The 15358-nt window shown below is 62.3% G+C and carries 13 protein-coding genes; 12 read left to right on the forward strand and 1 reads right to left on the reverse strand.

Going from position 1 to position 15358, the window contains the following annotated elements; translation table 11 throughout:
- Positions 1-167: 167 nt before the first annotated feature.
- A complete protein-coding gene (locus EO094_RS13870; RefSeq protein ID WP_246008512.1) occupies positions 168-800 on the reverse strand; it encodes a TetR/AcrR family transcriptional regulator in 633 nt (210 codons plus the stop codon).
- 245 nt (positions 801-1045) lie between these two features.
- Here EO094_RS13870 and EO094_RS18880 point away from each other — a divergent pair, with 245 nt between their 5' ends.
- The 12 genes from EO094_RS18880 (at position 1046) to EO094_RS13925 (ending at position 15242) form a co-directional block, all read left to right on the forward strand.
- On the forward strand, positions 1046-1171 hold the full coding sequence (locus EO094_RS18880) for a hypothetical protein (RefSeq protein WP_281275251.1): 126 nt from the start codon (positions 1046-1048) through the stop codon (positions 1169-1171).
- A gap of 31 nt (positions 1172-1202) precedes the next feature.
- On the forward strand, positions 1203-2300 hold the full coding sequence (locus tag EO094_RS13875) for an efflux RND transporter periplasmic adaptor subunit (RefSeq protein WP_128293083.1): 1098 nt from the start codon (positions 1203-1205) through the stop codon (positions 2298-2300).
- Positions 2297-5398: an efflux RND transporter permease subunit gene (locus tag EO094_RS13880; protein WP_128293086.1), complete on the forward strand. Its 3102-nt coding sequence runs from the start codon at positions 2297-2299 to the stop codon at positions 5396-5398. Before EO094_RS13875 ends, EO094_RS13880 begins: the two co-directional genes overlap by 4 nt.
- Positions 5399-6110: 712 nt before the next feature.
- Complete coding sequence (locus EO094_RS13885) at positions 6111-6935, forward strand: hypothetical protein (protein WP_128293089.1); 825 nt, start codon at positions 6111-6113, stop codon at positions 6933-6935.
- Between the two features lie 561 nt (positions 6936-7496).
- Positions 7497-7691 carry a hypothetical protein gene (locus EO094_RS13890; protein ID WP_128293092.1) on the forward strand — a complete coding sequence of 65 codons (195 nt, stop codon included), beginning with the start codon at positions 7497-7499 and terminating at the stop codon, positions 7689-7691.
- 370 nt (positions 7692-8061) lie between these two features.
- Positions 8062-8724 (forward strand): DUF4129 domain-containing protein, encoded by a 663-nt coding sequence (locus EO094_RS13895; RefSeq protein ID WP_128293094.1) that lies wholly within the window; start codon positions 8062-8064, stop codon positions 8722-8724.
- Between the two features lie 2 nt (positions 8725-8726).
- Entirely contained in the window at positions 8727-10109 is a 1383-nt protein-coding gene (locus EO094_RS13900) for a hypothetical protein (protein WP_128293097.1), read from the forward strand.
- Positions 10087-11043: an AAA family ATPase gene (locus EO094_RS13905; protein ID WP_128293099.1), complete on the forward strand. Its 957-nt coding sequence runs from the start codon at positions 10087-10089 to the stop codon at positions 11041-11043. Before EO094_RS13900 ends, EO094_RS13905 begins: the two co-directional genes overlap by 23 nt.
- Positions 11043-12365: a DUF58 domain-containing protein gene (locus EO094_RS13910; protein ID WP_128293102.1), complete on the forward strand. Its 1323-nt coding sequence runs from the start codon at positions 11043-11045 to the stop codon at positions 12363-12365. Before EO094_RS13905 ends, EO094_RS13910 begins: the two co-directional genes overlap by 1 nt.
- Positions 12362-13420 carry a stage II sporulation protein M gene (locus EO094_RS13915; protein WP_128293105.1) on the forward strand — a complete coding sequence of 353 codons (1059 nt, stop codon included), beginning with the start codon at positions 12362-12364 and terminating at the stop codon, positions 13418-13420. The genes EO094_RS13910 and EO094_RS13915 overlap by 4 nt, the downstream gene beginning before the upstream one ends.
- On the forward strand, positions 13420-14505 hold the full coding sequence (locus tag EO094_RS13920) for an RDD family protein (RefSeq protein ID WP_164879666.1): 1086 nt from the start codon (positions 13420-13422) through the stop codon (positions 14503-14505). The genes EO094_RS13915 and EO094_RS13920 overlap by 1 nt, the downstream gene beginning before the upstream one ends.
- Entirely contained in the window at positions 14502-15242 is a 741-nt protein-coding gene (locus EO094_RS13925) for a hypothetical protein (RefSeq protein ID WP_128293110.1), read from the forward strand. Before EO094_RS13920 ends, EO094_RS13925 begins: the two co-directional genes overlap by 4 nt.
- The last annotated feature ends 116 nt before the right edge of the window (positions 15243-15358 follow it).

Here is a 15358-nt window from a genome sequence, read left to right on the forward strand (position 1 = left end):
GATGAGGCGACGTTCTCCTATCCTAGGCACAGAATGGCCGAAAACGGATTGGCGGCTTTGGCGCGCTCGTCACGTCGTGGCGGATATTTCGTCGATCGCGACCATCCCCAACATAGCGCAGAAACCCGGAAGCCAGGTCACGCAAGGCCAGAATGATCCCGCGTGCCTCAGGAGTTCATCCGCGCGGCGACGCCATCGAGAATGATCTGGAGCCCGCGCTCAAACTCCTCCGCGGGGGAGGGGTGCTCGACCTCCTTCACGATCCGGGCGATGTTCGGAAAGCGGCCGGTGGCCAGCATGCGCTCAAGATAAGGATAGGTGGCAAGCTGCCATTCTTCCTTTGTCATGCCGCTCACCTGGACGGCATGGTGTTCGCTGGCCTCGTCCTGCAGGGCGCCCACGACATAGGCAGTGACGGTCTTCAGCGTCTGGAGCGTGACGGCAATGTCCTCGAACCCAGGCTGGTCACTGAGCGCGGCGAGTGCCGCCTCGCTATAGGTCATGGCATTCGGGCCCTGGAGCGGACGTCCGCTCAGAAGCTCGGTCAGCCAGGCGTGCCGATGGACGGCTTCGCGCGTGCGCTGCGCCATCGTTCGTAGGCAATCCTGCCAGCCTCCCTGGAACGGACCTTCCGCGATCATCTCACCGTAGGCGGCGTCCACCATCAGGTCGAGCAGCTCCTCTTTGGTGTCGATATACCCATAAAGCCGCATCGGACTGGAACGGAGCAGCGCTGCAACCTTGCGCAGCGAGACGGCAGCAAGGCCTTCCGCATCCGCCAGTGTGATCGCCGCGCGCACGATACGATCCCGGCTGAGCGGGGCCGGTGCCGGCCGCTTCTTGGGTTCCGGCCTCTCCCAAACCAAAAATGGATCCGGGGCGCCTGATTCTTTCTGGTTACTCATGGCATCTCGTTGTCGCGCATCGAGACCGCATTGACTACACCAAATCGCTGATATACAGCGTATAGCAACTAAACACCGTATCAGAATTGTCGAGTGGGGACGTGAAAGGTCCTTAGAGGGTTCCAACCAGGTCGCGCCGCGTGGCCTCCCTCGCCGGTCAGGGTCGCGCGATGCTCGTCAATCTCGCCCTCGTCGCAGCCGTCGTCTTCGTCTGCCTCAGCCTCGTCCGGCTGATGCCGACAGCGGCCCCTGCCGAGCAGCGCTAATCCTGCGGATGATCCGCGGAAGGAGGCTCCGATGAGCCAAAGACGATCTCTGTTCCTTGCGACGCTCTGCCTGGCGGGAGTGCCGTTCGCTCCCCCCAACGTCGCCGCCGAGGACGGTCCGGCGGTTTCGAAGCCGGTCCTGGCCGTCCAGGCGATCGAACCGCGGCAGGAGCGCTGGACCTCCACCATCGCCGCCAGCGGCTGGATTGCTGCCTGGGATGAGGCGTCGATCTCCACCGAAATCGGCGAGCTCCGGATCGAGCAAATTCTCGTCGACGTCGGCGATGTGGTGAAGAAGGGCCAAGTCCTCGCACGTCTGTCGCACGACGCCGTGGAAGCCGACCTGCGCCGCCAGGTTGCCGTCGTCGCAAGCGCCGAGGCGAACGTCGAAAAGGCGACGACCGATGCCGACCGCGCGCGGCGCCTCTCGGAGAATGCCAAGGGAACGATGTCGCAGAAGGACGTTGAAGATGCGCTGAGCGCCGAAAAGGTGGCCTCGGCTAATCTGAAAGCCCAGAAGGCGATCCTGGACGGTACAAGGCTCAAACTCCGGCAGACGACTATTCGCGCGATCGACGATGGCGTCGTCTCGCAAAAATCCGCCACGCTCGGCGCCGTGCCGACGGCCGGTACCGAACTCTTCCGCGTCATTCGCCAGAACCGGACCGAATGGCAGGCCGAGGTCGCAGCCAAGGATCTGAGGCACATCGTGAAGGGCCAGCAGGCGCAGATCTTCGATCAGAGACACGCGCTGTGTCCGGGGTCGGTGAGAACCATGGCTCCGACGGCAGACCGCGCCACCGGACGCGTGATGATCTACGTCGACTTGCCGACGGGCTGCGATCTTGCCCCCGGCGCATTTGCCAGCGGCTCGATCGACATCGACAGTCAGGCGGTGACGACCGTACCGTCGACGGCGGTGACCATGGAGGGCGGGGCCAGCTACGTCTATCGCCTCACCGGGAACATCGTCGAGCGACGCCAGGTGACGATCGGCCGCCGCCGCGATGGCCGCGTCGAAGTGGTTTCGGGGCTCGATGAGCACGCGCGACTGGTCGAGAACGGCGGCGGCTTCCTGTTCGACGGTGCTCCCGTCACGGTCGTTGCCGAGAACGAGACGCGGAAATGAACATCTCCGCCTGGGCTGTCCGCAACCCCGTTCCCGTCGTCCTTCTCTTCGTCCTGCTTTTGATCGGCGGACTGTTCTCCTTCTCAAAGCTGGGCGTTCAGTCCTTCCCCGATCTCGACCTGCCCCTCATCCAGATCTCCGCCAATCTCGAAGGCGCCGCACCCGCGCAGCTCGAAACGGAGGTGGCGCGCAAAATCGAGGATAGCGTCGCATCTCTGAGCCGTCTCAATCACATCACGACGACGGTCAATGATGGCTCCGTCGGCATCACGGCCGAGTTCGAGATCGCCAAGGACCCCAACGAAGCCCTCAACGAGGTCCGCAATGCCGTCGACAGCGTGCGTGCGGATCTGCCATCGGAAATGAGCGCGCCCAGCGTCACCAAGCTGTCGATCCAGAACTCGGTGCTGATCACCTATGCCGTGACATCCGGAAAACTGGACGAGGCCGAGCTATCCTGGTTCGTCGACAACGATATGACCAAGGCGCTGCGGTCGGTCGAGGGGGTCGGCGATGTCGCGCGCGTCGGCGGCATCGATCGCGAGATCGTCGTCGAGGTCGATCCTGGCAAACTCGCCGCTCTCGGCCTGTCAGTGACGGACGTCGCGGGCCTTCTGCGCTCGGTCCAGCTCGACCAGTCCGGCGGCCGTGTCCAGACCACGTCCTCGCGCCAGTCGATCCGGGTTCTCGGCGCCGCCGACACGATCGACCGTCTGTCCTCGGTTTCCGTGCCCGCCGCCAGCGGAGCCTCGGTCCGGCTCGACCAGATCGCGACGATCTCGGATGCGCACGCCGATCGGACCTCGCTCGCCTATCTCAACGGCGAGCGCGTCATCGGGGTCCAGATCAAGAGATCGAACGGCTATTCGGATGTCGCCGTCGCCAATGGGATCCGATCGGTGATCGCCGACTTCGCGGCCACCCACCCGGAAGTTTCGATCGTCGAGGCGTCCAACACGGTCAAAGCGACGAGCGATGACTACGAGGCCTCGATGCATATGCTCGCCGAGGGCATCCTGATCGCCATCGTCATCGTGTGGCTGTTCTTGAGGAGCTGGCGCGCGACCGTTGTCTCGGCCGCCGCGCTGCCGCTGGCCATGATCCCGACCTTCATGATCATGGAATGGTTCGGCTTCACGCTGAACGTCGTCTCGCTGCTTGCCCTGTCGCTGGTTGTGGGGATCCTGGTGGATGACGCCATCGTCGAGGTCGAGAACATCGAACGTCACATCTCCCATGGCGGCACGCCGCGCGCTGCGACCATTGAGGCGACGCAGGAGATCGGCGTGGCCGTCATCGCCACGACCCTGACCCTCGTCGCCGTCTTCCTGCCGACGGCGTTCATGGGCGACATCCCTGGTCTCGTCTTCCGGCAGTTCGGCATCACGGCGGCGGCGGCGGTCCTCGCCTCGCTCCTGGTGGCCCGGCTTCTCACGCCGATGATGGCCGCGTCCCTTCTTAAGTCCCCTGGCACGACGAGTGCGCACGCGGATGGCTGGCTGATGCGCTCTTACATGCGTCTGGCCCGCTCGTGCCTCGCCTGGCGCAAGCTGACAATCCTGGCGGTCATCCTTTTCATCGCCGGGTCGCTGTCGCTGGTTCCGCTCCTGGAGACGGCCTTCGTGCCGCCGGCCGACATCGCCCAGACGACGGTGACCCTCAACGTCCAGCCGGGCAGCAGCCTGGAGGAGACGGATGCGGTCGTGCGACAGGCGGCCGCCGCCATCGCCAAGGTCGGACAGGTTCGGTCTGTCTTTGCCGTGGTGGGCGCCTCCGGCAGCAACAGCGGCGGCCCCGATCTTGCCATCACCGCGGACGTGACCGGGGCCCTGCTGACCGTCGATCTGACGCCGCTCGACGAGCGCGATCGGTCTCAGACGCAGATCGAGAACGACATCCGCGCCGCGTTGGACCGTGTGCCGGGCGCGCGGGTTCAAGTGGGGGCCGGCGGCGACGGCAGCACCCTCGACGTCGTTCTCGCCAGCAATGACGACGCGACGCTGCTCCAGGCGGCAAAGGCTCTCGAGGACCAGATGCGCGGTCTGCACGGACTGGGCGCAGTCACCTCGACCGCCGCCCTTGAGGCGCCGGAGGTGCAGATCGTTCCCGACAGCGCCTATGCCAGCGCCGTTGGTGTCACGCCCGAGGCCGTCGCCGACGTGGTGCGCATCGCCACCTATGGCGACTACGCTTTCTCTCAGCCCAAGCTCAATCTGCCGGAACGCCAGCTTCCCATCCGGCTGAAACTCGACACCGGTCCGGGCAGCAATCTCGAGGACATTCGTCAGTTGCGCGTCGACGGCAATGGCGGAAGCGTGACGCTCGGGTCCGTCGCCGACGTCAGGCTCGGTACGGGTCCGACCAGCATCTCGCGCATCGACCGCGAGCGAAACGTCACGGTCAGCGTCGAGCTGAACGGCAGGAGCATCGGTGCCGTGATGGAGGAGGTTCAGGCGCTGCCGGCCATCCAGTCCCTGCCGGCGGGCGTCAAGATGATCGATGAAGGCGAGGTTGAGCGCATGGATTCCATGTTCGCCGGCTTCCTGGTCGCGCTGGTGATCGGCCTGGTGTGCATCTATTCTGTGCTCGCGCTGCTCTTCCACGATTTCCTGCAGCCGTTCACGATCCTGATGGCGATGCCGCTATCGCTTGGCGGTGCGCTCCTGCCGCTGGTCCTGACTGGCACCAGCTTCTCGATGGCGACGGCGATCGGCCTTTTGATGCTGATCGGGATCGTCACCAAGAACTCGATCCTGATCGTCGAATACGCAGCGGCCGCCCAGCAGAAAGGCTGGCAGAGGGGCGAAGCCCTGCTCGACGCCTGTCACAAGCGGGCGCGCCCGGTGGTCATGACGACGATCGCGATGATCGGCGGCATGTGCCCCGTCGTGCTGGGTCTGTCGGGGGGCGATCCGAGCTTTCGCCGGCCGATGGGGCTCGTCGTCATCGGCGGACTTCTCGTCTCGACCGCCCTCAGCCTGATCGTCATTCCGGTGATCTACTCCTTCGTCGACGATCTCTCCTCGTGGCTGCGCCGGCGCTTTACCAATGCCGCGCCCCTATCTCATGAAGCCGTCGTCGCCGCCGCGGGTCGATAAACCATCGCGCCAACGGCGCGAGCATTGGCCGCTCTGAGCGTATGTCCGGAGAGATAAGCAATGAGAGCGGTGGTGCGACAGCGTGCCAGCGTGCGTTGTTCCTCGCAGGTCGCGGCATGCTTTTCTGTCGACCACCGGCAGGTCCAGACCCGCGAACAGCACCGTTTGTCCCGTTTTTGTCAGTAAGTCAGCAGGATTTACATGGCCGACATTGCGGTTTTTCGAGGAGGGACTTCTGCCGTTTCGAAAAGAAAACCTTATCGAAATATCAAATGAAGTATGAATATGTATAGAATTGATGTATAATTTGTAGTGTTCTATATATGTTAACTGGGGGGGTGGGGAGCATGGTTCGGGCGTGTAATGCCTGTAACAATGACTGCGGGAATGGTGTCGCGCAGACAATGCGGCGGGATCCGGTCTTTCGGGAAATGTGTGCGATTTTACGCTTGGTTCGCAGCCAGGCTTGTCAAAAATTATTGAAACCGGAACCGGGTAAGAAGAAAATTCAGCTGTCGCGTGTCGCGTGTCGCGTGTCGCGGAAGAGAGCGAGAGAAACCGGCGATTTAGCCGATGCGATCGAGCGAAAGTATGGGGTTGGCGCGAGGGGGCGTGTGGCGGGACGGCACCTGAATGCGACGGCACCTGAATGCGACGGCGCGAAATCGCCAACGGCCCTCTAGGTTAAATACGGCTCAGAAAAGTGTCATCCATGAGAACCTATAACTTTCCCATATCGTTCGCCGCGAAAACCGGCGATACGCTCTGCCGTGTGGTTTTGAATGCCAGGTTCACACCGCGCGAACTCATCGGCGATTTTCCGAAGAAAATCACGTCGCGTTATCTGAATGACGTGATCAGCCGTGTCGAGACGATCGCGACATATGTGGAGGCGGCAGGGAATGCCATCGACATCGTCGTAAGAGAGGCCGCTGCGATCGCCGATGCCGATCGTGCCATCGTTCTCAATCTTCTCGATTTCGGGCAGGACTACGAGTCACAGCGATCCACGACCATTGATGAAGTCGTCTTCTTCGTCGACAACCCGGAAGCGATGTCGGTCAACAAGCTTCTGACCGCTCTCGAAACTGCCAATGTGGAGGCGGGCGCATTCATGACGGCGCGTCTCGCGGAATTTCCGCCGGATGACGACTATCTTGAGAGCAGTTGGCCGCAAGATTGGGCGGCGGACCAGGAATATGACTGGTCAGGATATTATTTTTTCAATTTCGTGCTGACTTACGCAGAAGATCTGCCTCGGAATGAGCTCGATTTCGCGCAGCGGTTCATGGATGCCTCGCACGACGTCAACATGTGGAATGGGTACAATCCGGGCCAGACCGCGGCCGCCTCGGTTGCCTCGGAGCGGGATGGCCTGAGTTTCGAGGTCGAGGCCGAGGGTAGTGCAATCACCTACAGCGTCGAGCGGACGCCGTGCGATCCGGCTTTCTCAGTCAAGCGCCTCGCTGAGGTGATGCACGGTCGGCTCGGCGTGTGGCCCGAAAGCTGGGATATCCGTGTTGAACCAGAGGACTGAGCGCAACGCCGTTCCTTCGGTCAGTGCCCTGAAGCCGTGAGCTGAATAAGCAGAGAAGCACTGATGCGGAAACCTGCCGCGCTGTTGCTCCGTGACTGTCTCTGCCCAGCTGCCGGCTTTGTGCTGTGTGCTGACAAAAAGGATCATTTCTGCCGGTGATTGCCCGAAAGGTTTTCCGCTCTCTTCGAAGGGGAACGGCTGATGACGGAAGCGCGTGAATTTACAAGACATTCAATGATCAGAGCGGCGACAGTATTGGTGCTTTCTGTATGTGCGGTATTGGCTGGGCGTGCGGCGGGCATTGTCTGTGTGCATCGAAACGTGTCAAAGAACTGAAAATGAAATTTAAGCCCTTAAAAATAACAATTGAAATGTATATGTTGATAATCGTTTTTATCGCTGTAACGGTGATCGGTTGGGCGACGTTGTATTTCGGCGTGTATAGGTTTGGGTGGTTTTGCACCGTTGCTGTTGTCTGGTTGTTTTCCCGCTTCGTTTATCCGAAATTGTTTCGCTGCTACTGACTGAGTGCTTTGATGTCGTGGATGCCACGCGAAGGCCGTGAACGTGTGTCAGCTCGTTACGCAGGCGGTTGATGCCGAATCGCCGGCCTTGTCGCAGCGTAGTAGGCGCGGCTCCTCGATCTTCGAGGCACCTTCCGTCCCAGCGAGCGATGCGCGCTCCGTCTTCGATTCCTCCGCCGAAGAGCCTGGCCAGGCGATAGCGCAATCACCGCTTGCGCGGGGCTGGGCGTGAAATCCCGCATCGATGCAGGTCAGCCCGGCGTCACCTGTGCGCTCATAGAGTTTCCCCCGTCAGCGGATGAAACCGTGTCTGCGAATTTCGGACGCAAACGACGCTGGGTGTGGGGCGTGAGCGCAGATTGCGGCGTGTCGCCTAGGGGTGGCATAACGAAGCTTCAATCCTATAAAGCTTTCGATCTATTTTTGTCCGCAAGGCTTAGATTTTGTCTCTCCCCGAAGAATGGTGTCTTTCGTTTCGCCCTTGGTCGGCCGGCACGATAGCCGGCTTGCCGAGTTGGCGCCGTAGATCGGTTGCAGGGCTCTGCCTCTCTTTTTTTCTAGCCGCAGGCGGCATTGCGAATGCTCAGAGCCCGCAAGAGCGATTGGACACCGGAACGGGAACCGGGGACGCGGCAACCGTCGCACGTCTCACGCCGCCAAAGGGCGAATCCGGCACCACCTACGTCGAGGCTGTTGCGGGCAACGGGCTCCAGACGAGCGTTGTCTACATGCCGTTTGAATCCGCGCTGGACGCCGAGACGTCAACTGCGGAGTCTCGCGGCGAGGCGACCGGCGATGTGCAGAGCATTCCCGCCGTCAGGGGCATGGCGTTCGCTATTTTGTTTCTCATCCTTGCTGCTGCCGTGTTTTTCATTTGGCGCAATCGCGGTCACCTCAGAGATTTGGCGGGCCCGAGCGACCGCAGGCTTGCCCCGCCCACGCCAGCTGCCGCGGCAGATCCGGAAATCGATCGCGACCTTCTCGAAAGGCTCAAGGCGGAGGGCGACCCTCGCGTCGGTTTGCGGTTGATTCTTCAGCGCTTCCTTGTTCTCGCTGCCGAAGAGAACGCCATCGTCATGAAGCGCAGTTTGACAACCCGAGAACTGGTTCGCCTTCTTCCTGGCAGCTTTGAGCATCGCCAGACGCTCGAAACCCTTGCCCAGCGCGCCGAGTTGGTGCTGTTCGGTGGCCGCGACCTCTCTCGGAGCGATTACGAAGCCTGTCTCGAACTTGCGACCCCCTTCCTCAGGCGGGCCGGCGGGTGAGCATGAGGACACAAAGCCAGGCTGACAGCGGTGCGACGCACGCAAGCGGCAACGTGGCGACGACGGCGATCTTACTGGCCGTGATGATCGCCGCCGGTGCGATCATCTATTTTACCAGCGGCTTCACTCTCGGAAAAAGCGCCATTGGCTTTGACGGGCTAGACGTATGGCTGCAGGCGAATGGCGTAGAAACTCTGCCTTATCTTGATCAGACCGAAGACGGGCCGCGCCAAGCGTTTCGCATCGTACCGATCTATGACAACGACCTTCAAGACGAGGCGACCGCGCAGACCGATGGCCTTGAGGATGTCCGCGGCAGCCTGGCGCCACGTCCCATGTCTCTTCGGGCTTTCGAGGGCAAGCTCTATGACGGGCCGGTTTTGGCCGTCCTGCCGAAATGGCGCAGTGGTATCGTCTCTCGCGGGAGAGCCCACCCCGATCTCCTCATTCCAGCAGACCGTATCGCCTTTTATGGGAAGGCAGTCACGCGGCCACAAGCGGTGAACTTCAAGTCGCAGGGCATGGAGGCCTCAGCTTTCGGGGATGTTTCTAACAATGAGGTCGCTCTCTACGCACCGCAGGTGCTCGGGCCAGATCTCGACGAGCTCTGCGTGCCGCTCCTCACCATCAAGGATGTTGGTACGCTTCTCGGGGATTGTGGCGAGGGGATCTTCGGCGACGGCACGGTTCTCTACGTTCTCTCCGATCCCGATCTTCTCGACAATCACGGCCTTGGGAACGGCGAAAACGCTGCGATCGCGCTGGCCGTCGTGCGGCAGCTCGCGGGTGAGCTCCCTGTCTATATCGACAATGAGGCTGATGAAACGCAGCCGGGCGACGAAGAGATTGCCGGCAAGGACACCCACGAGCGCACGATCGCCGACCTTGAGCGTTTTTTCCGTTATCCGTTCTCGCTGTTCTGGGTCGGCGTCGTGCTTGCCTCCGGCCTCGCCCTTTGGCGGGGCAGTCGGCGCTTCGGGCGCCCGGTCGAAGATCATCTTGACGAAGCCCGCTCGGCTTCCAAGCAGCGCACCATCGCCGCCTCACGGCGCATCCTCATGCTGTCAGGAGCCGAGGCGGCGCTCATCGAAACCTATGTCAAAGACCGGCTGGAGGCGCTCGCCTCGGAGCTTCTCGGCAGCCATCGGCGCCGCCCCGAGCGCTCCACCGCGGCGAGCACCAATGAGTCACGCCCCGGCGAGCGCAATTTCGAGGCATTGCTTCCACTGATCCGCAACCGCTCGGCCGAACTTGGCGAGCGGCTCGCAACGGCCTACGGGGCGGTCACCGACCAGCAGGCGGAACAGCGTGCCCGGTTCGAGGCGCTCGCCGCCTTCGACGCCATTATTCAGGAGACACAGCATGAATTTGGACGAACTGCGTAGCCTGCGCGACAGGGTGGCCACCGAGATCGGAAAGGCGGTTCAAGGGCAGGACGAGGTCGTCGAGCTGCTTCTCGTCTCGCTTTTCGCCAGAGGACATTGCCTTTTGGAAGGACCGCCGGGAACGGCGAAGACGCTTCTGGCCCAGAGTCTGGCGGCTGCGCTTCACCTTGACTTCAACCGCATCCAGTTCACTCCGGATCTTATGCCCGGCGATGTCATTGGCTCCAACATCTTCGACTTCAACGCCAGCCGCTTCAACTTGGTCAAGGGGCCGATCTTCACCGACATCCTGCTGACTGACGAGATCAACCGCGCACCCCCCAAGACTCAGGCCGCACTGCTACAGGTGATGAACGAACGCAATGTCACCATCGACGGCGTCGACTATCCGGTTGGTGATGTCTTCTTCACTGTCGCTACCCAAAATCCACTGGAGCAGCAAGGCACCTATCCGTTGCCCGAGGCTCAACTCGACCGTTTCCTGTTTAAGCTGGTGATTGATTTTCCCGACGAGGCGGCTGAATTGTCGATCCTCAAGCGCCATGCCGGCCAGGCGCTTGAGCATGACGCGCGCAAGGCGGCGATCATGCCCGTGGCGGGGCTTGAGGAGATCCGCGCCGGTCAGAAGTTGATCGATGAGATCCGGCTAGACGACGAGATCCTGCGCTACGTCCTGGCGCTGGCCCGCGCCACGCGCAGCGAGGCCGAGATCGCCCACGGTGTCTCAACCCGCGCCGCCGATGCCCTTTGCGGCGCGGTGCGCGCCAAGGCGGCCCTCGACGGTCGGGACTACGCTATCCCCGACGACGTCAAGCTGCTCTTTGTTTCGACGATGCGTCACAGGATCGTGCTTTCGCCCACCGCCGAGATTGAGGGCCGCAGTCCGGCCGCGGTGCTGTCTTCGGTGCTCGAGCAAATCCCCGCGCCGCGCTGATGCGTCCTTCGCGCCGTCTCCTGATTGTCGCCGGGCTGCTGGTTGCCGCGTCCCTCGCGATCCTCGCATTCGCGCAGGTGCCGCCGGCGACCATCATCGTCGCCTGGGGCGCCCTGATGGCTGCGCTCGTTATCGACGCGACGACGACGCCCGGCGCCAAACGCTTTACCGTCGAGGCGCCGGAGACCCGAGAGTTTTTCGTCGGCGAGACGACGAAACTGCGTTTCGCTCTGGTAGCACGGGAGAGGGTGAGCCGCGTTCCTGCAGCGGGCGGTCCGGTGCGCTTTCGCCTCGCTTGGCCGTCTGGCATCGAGGGCCCGGCGGAATTTGGTGTCTCGGATGCTTCGCAAGACGCCAGCGCCACGATCACGGTCAGGGGCGTGCGGCGCGGTGACTACCGGCCCGGCGAGGTTGCGGTGTTACGCCTGGGTAGGCTGAAGCTTCTCGACCATATCGCTTTCTATCCTGTCGCTACCCGGCTCGTCGTCACACCCAATCTCAGGCGCGTGACTTCCGGAGACATCGACTTGCAGATCGCGACCGAAACCTTCGGCGCTCGCGCGGCCCTCAATCGCGGGGAAGGTTCGGAGTTTCATCAGCTGCGCGACTTCGTATCAGGCATGGACAGTCGTGCCATCGACTACAAGCGGTCAGCTCGTCACCGCAATCTTGTTGCCCGTGAGATGCGGGCCGAACGCAACCACAACATCGTGCTTGCCATGGATAACGGCCATCTCATGCGCGAGGAGATCGCCGGGCTTGCCAAGATCGATCACATGATCGACTCCGCCATGGCGCTCGCCTGGGCTGCTGTGAAGGGTGGTGACCTCGTCGGGCTCTACGCCTTCGACGCGCGCCCCCGCATCTATGTTCCACCCGGCGGCGGCATGAAAGCCTTCTCCCATCTCAGAACCCGGGTTGCAGAGCTCGAATATCGCTCGGTGGAAACCAATCATACCCTGGCTATGACCCATCTCGGCCAGAAGTTGAACCGGCGCAGCCTGGTAATCGTGTTCTCCGACTTCGTCGACACGACGACCGCCGAACTCCTGGTCGAGAACGTGGCGGTGCTGAACCGGCATCACGTCGTCGTCTTCGTTTCCCTTCGCGACCCGCTCCTGTCGGACATGACACGTCACGCCGCGAGCGATCTGGGCGCCGTGGCGAGCGTGGTGGCCGCCGCCGGATTGGAACGCGAGCGCCGCGCCGTTTTAGATCGCCTATCCCGGCTCGGCGTCTTCGTCATCGATGCGCGGCCGGGTGAGGTGAGCGCGCGGCTCATCTCCACCTACCTGAGAATCAGGGAGCGGGAGCTGATATGACGACAAGCGCCGACGTTATCCGCTCCAGCAGGTTCAGGGCTGAGCGCGAAGCCGGGTGGCAACGCCTTGCTGCGATTGTGGCTGCTGCCGAGAAGCGTGGACTATCGAAGCTTGATTTCGATGATGCGCGCGATCTCGTGCCGCTCTATCGCCAGGCGATCGCGTCCCTTTCCGTCGCCCGGGAAATTTCTCTCGATGCCAGCGTGGTCGATTATCTCGAAAGCCTCTGCGCCCGTGCCTATTTGCTGATCTACGCGCCGCGCGAAACGCTCCGCGGGCTGTTTACGCGCTTCTTCACCCGCAGCGCGCCCCAGGCCGTCCGTCGCTCGGCGATGGTTATTCTCATTGCCTATGTCGTCATGACCATCGGCGCCGTCGCTGCATATCTGCTCGCGATGAGCGACCCCACCTGGTTCTACGCTTTCGTGCCGGAGAGTCTTGCCGGCGGACGCGGACCAAGAGCCAGCGCCGAGGCGCTTAAGAGGCTTCTTTACGACAAGGAGGGTGCGGAGCTAGGTGGGCTCGGCGCCTTCGCCAGCTACCTCTTCTCGCACAATACCCAGGTCGCCCTTTTTTCCTTCGCGCTCGGCGTCGTCGTCTGTGTGCCAAGCCTTCTCCTTGCTCTCTACAACGGTGCTGTCCTTGGGGCTTTCACGGCGATCCATGCTCAAAAGGGGCTCGCGCTCGATTTTGTCGGCTGGTTGTCTATTCACGGCGTCACTGAGCTTTCCGCCGTCGCGATCGCCACGGGGGGAGGATTATCGCTGGGGCTTGCCGTGCTGTTTCCCGGACAGCGCAGCCGTGCAGCGGCCCTGCGCAAAGCGGGCAGGGACGCTGCCAAGCTCGCCCTGGTTGCCGCCTTGATGCTGGTCGTCGCCGGCGTGCTGGAATCCTTCGGCCGCACTCTCGTCACCAGCCTCTGGGCGCGTATCGTCATCGGATGGGGGCTGGGCGTCTGCTGGCTCGCCTGGTTCAGCCTCTGTGGTCGCAAGCGCGGTCCGGTCGGCGCGATCGATCAAATGGTGCCAGCGGACCGGATCGGGGAGGCCAGCTGATGGGTTGGCCGAAGAACCGGCGCGAAAGGAAGGCTCGCGAACGCATGGTCCGCGCCGGCGAGGTGAAACAGGGCAAGGTTCTCTCGTTGATCCCGCCCGAAGGCGCGCCGCTCAACCTTGCGGTCGCCACCATCGCGGCGCGTTGCGGCGCCCAGCTCATCGACTTCATTATCACCACCCTCGCCACGATCGTGCTCTTTCTCGTCATTTCGGTCCTCTCGCGGCCGGGAATGGCAGGCGAAAGTGCCATCGGCGGATTGATCGTGCTGTTGTTGGGCGCGCCCTTCTACATGCTGTGCGAGCTGTTCATGAACGGCCGCACACCGGGCAAACGACTGGTCGGCATTCGGGTGGTCTCGCGGGATGGAGCCGGGCTTTCCACCCATCAGGTCGTCATGCGCAACCTGACGAAGGAGGTGGAGGTCTTCCTGCCGATCAGCTTTCTTCTCACGTTCCAGACTATGCCGAGCTGGTTGGTGATTTTGATGTTCACCTGGCTTGCGGCGGTCTTCGCAGTGCCGATCGTCAACCGCGCCAACCAGCGGCTCGGCGATCTTGCCGCCGGCACCGCGGTCATCGTCGATCCGCGTCCGGTGCTGCTCGAAGACGTGGCCACCAAGGCCGATCAGGCAACCCTGGAACGTTTCGTCTTTACGAGCGCCCAACTCGACGTTTACGGCGCGTATGAGCTGCAGGTGCTGGAAAAGCTGCTCAGGCCTCAGGCGAGAGCGACCGCAGCGCCATCTCCCGGCAAGGAGCGGCTCAATGGGCTCACTGCCGTCGGCCAGCGGATCCGTGCCAAGATCGGCTATGATGAAAGCGTGGAGCCGAAGGATGAGGAAGCGTTCCTACGCAGCTTCTACGTCGCCCAGCGGGGGTATCTCGAAAAGAAGAAGCTCTTCGGGGAAGCGCGCGCTAACAAGTTCCATCACGGCGAACCGACCGCGTCCGCCGTCCTCGCGCCAGCCCCGGGGCCGATCCGTTCCACGGCATCGCCTGCGGCGTCGAATGGCGCTGAAGGACCGGGACGCACCAACGAACCCACGAACCAGGTACAACATTCATCAACCAAGGGGCTGACATGACGATAACCGACACTCCCACCGACAAGCCAAGCTTCGGCGTCGGCGCGCGCCTAGGGGAAACCTTCTCCATATTTGGAAAGCGCTTCGTCGTTTTCGCCGTCATCGGCGGTGTCGTCGGCGTTCTGGGCCAGGTGCCGTTCTTTTTCCTGATGGCGAGCGCGGGGCCGGGGGCCGAGGAGAACTTCGGCGTCATCCTCTTAGGTGCAGTTCCGCCTTTGATCATCTATCAAGTGATGACCGGCATGCTGGTGCTGGCGGCCTACGACGCCAAGAGCGGACGGCCGATCCGTCTCGGCACCTATGTGATGAGTGCCCTCAAGCGCCTTCTGCCGCTGATCGTCATGGCGATCTTCGTCTACATTCTGATTGCCATCGGCCTCGTCTTGCTGATCGTCCCCGGCGTATGGGTGCTCGGCGTTACTGCCGTCTTCGTGCCCGCCATCATGATCGAAGGTGCCGGCTTCGGAGCGGTCGGTCGTTCAGCCAGTTTGACCAAGGACTATCGCTGGCCCATCGTGCTGTTGCTCGTGGTCGTCTACCTCATCGCGTATGTGATTGCCTTTGTCATGGCAATTTTCGTCGGCCTCTTCGGCGGAGTGTTCCTGGTCGTCGCCCAGGGGCTCGTCAGCGGCATCACCACCTCGATCGTGTCCATTGCAGTGGCAATGACTTACGCGCGGCTGCGCGAGATCAAGGAAGGCGTCGGCTTCACCGACCTCGCCGAAGTCTTTGCGTAAGGCGGCGGCGAGAGGTGATGAGGCGATAGGTCTCCGTTGACAACGTCATTGATAACTGCGCGGGCGTTGCAGCGCCCGCGAGCGCTATTAAGCGCATATTTCCTTCTCGTCCCATC

This window comes from Afifella aestuarii (assembly GCF_004023665.1).
In the GTDB taxonomy this organism is placed as follows: Bacteria; Pseudomonadota; Alphaproteobacteria; order Rhizobiales; family Afifellaceae; genus Afifella; species Afifella aestuarii.

Excerpts from the sequence above, each read along its gene's own strand:
- EO094_RS13875 (WP_128293083.1), top strand. The coding sequence starts at position 1,203 with ATGAGCCAAAGACGATCTCTGTTCCTTGCGACGCTCTGCCTGGCGGGA.
- EO094_RS13880 (WP_128293086.1), top strand. The coding sequence starts at position 2,297 with ATGAACATCTCCGCCTGGGCTGTCCGCAACCCCGTTCCCGTCGTCCTT.
- EO094_RS13885 (WP_128293089.1), top strand. The coding sequence starts at position 6,111 with ATGAGAACCTATAACTTTCCCATATCGTTCGCCGCGAAAACCGGCGAT.
- EO094_RS13900 (WP_128293097.1), top strand. The coding sequence starts at position 8,727 with ATGAGGACACAAAGCCAGGCTGACAGCGGTGCGACGCACGCAAGCGGC.
- EO094_RS13905 (WP_128293099.1), top strand. The coding sequence starts at position 10,087 with ATGAATTTGGACGAACTGCGTAGCCTGCGCGACAGGGTGGCCACCGAG.
- EO094_RS13910 (WP_128293102.1), top strand. The coding sequence starts at position 11,043 with ATGCGTCCTTCGCGCCGTCTCCTGATTGTCGCCGGGCTGCTGGTTGCC.
- EO094_RS13915 (WP_128293105.1), top strand. The coding sequence starts at position 12,362 with ATGACGACAAGCGCCGACGTTATCCGCTCCAGCAGGTTCAGGGCTGAG.
- EO094_RS13920 (WP_164879666.1), top strand. The coding sequence starts at position 13,420 with ATGGGTTGGCCGAAGAACCGGCGCGAAAGGAAGGCTCGCGAACGCATG.
- EO094_RS13925 (WP_128293110.1), top strand. The coding sequence starts at position 14,502 with ATGACGATAACCGACACTCCCACCGACAAGCCAAGCTTCGGCGTCGGC.